Source organism: uncultured Sulfuricurvum sp., from assembly GCF_937936435.1.
Classification (GTDB): Bacteria; Campylobacterota; Campylobacteria; order Campylobacterales; family Sulfurimonadaceae; genus Sulfuricurvum.
Genome location: NZ_CALDDG010000074.1, coordinates 1 through 1178, shown reverse-complemented (window position 1 = coordinate 1178; position 1178 = coordinate 1). Strand labels below are relative to the sequence as shown.

Genomic DNA, 1178 nt, shown 5'->3' with positions numbered 1-1178 from the left:
ATCTGCGCGACAATATGACCTATTCGAAAGAGCATATGGTTCAGCGCGGACACTCGTATGTCATCGTCGATGAAGTCGATTCGATTTTGATCGACGAAGCACGTACCCCTTTGATTATTTCAGGACCGACGAATCGTACTTTGGAGAACTATACCCGTGCAGATGCCGTAGCCAAAGCAATGGTCAAAGAGGAGCATTTCACGGTCGATGAGAAAGACCGTTTGATCTTGATAACCGAAGAGGGGATTGCCCGCGCCGAAGAGTTATTCGGCGTCGACAATCTTTACAGCATCGAAAACTCGGCTCTTTCACACCATCTCGATCAGGCATTGAAAGCGAACTATATTTTCGAAATCGATGTCGATTACGTCATCCAAGACGGACAAATCGTTATCGTCGATGAGTTTACCGGACGTCTTTCTGAAGGGCGCCGTTACTCCGAAGGCTTGCATCAGGCATTGGAAGCAAAAGAGGGGGTCATCATCAAAGAAGAGACGCAGACCCTCGCCGATATCACTTATCAAAACTATTTCCGTATGTACGACAAAATCGGAGGGATGACCGGTACGGCTCAGACCGAAGCGACCGAATTTGCCCAGATTTATAATCTCGACGTTATTTCAATCCCTACCAATGTTCCGGTTATCCGTCAGGATCTAAACGATCTGATCTATAAAACCGAAGGGGAAAAATTCGCTGCCGTTATCGCAAAAATCAAAGAGCTGCATGCCAAAGGGCAGCCGATTTTGATCGGTACGGCCTCGATTGAAAAATCGGAAAAACTTCATGCCCTGATTAAAGCCGAAAAAATTCCTCATACGGTTTTGAATGCGAAAAACCATGCCCAAGAGGGGGAAATCATCAAGCATGCCGGCGAAAAAGGGGCGATCACGATTGCGACCAATATGGCCGGACGCGGTGTCGATATCAAAGTCAGTGACGAGATCAAAGCGCTGGGAGGATTGTATATCATCGGTACCGAGCGTCATGAAAACCGCCGTATCGATAATCAGCTCCGCGGGCGTGCCGGACGTCAAGGGGATCCGGGTACGAGCCAGTTCTATCTCAGCCTCGAAGATGCATTGCTCCGTATTTTCGGTTCGGACAAGATCAAATCGATTATGGAACGTCTCGGAGTAGAAGAGGGTGAGTACATCGAATCGACGATGGTGACCCGT

General features: G+C 48.3%; 1 protein-coding gene. It reads left to right on the top strand.

The window, feature by feature from the left end; genetic code table 11:
- On the top strand, positions 1-1178 hold a 1178-nt coding region (locus tag Q0389_RS07770), incomplete at both ends, for a helicase-related protein (protein WP_298693301.1).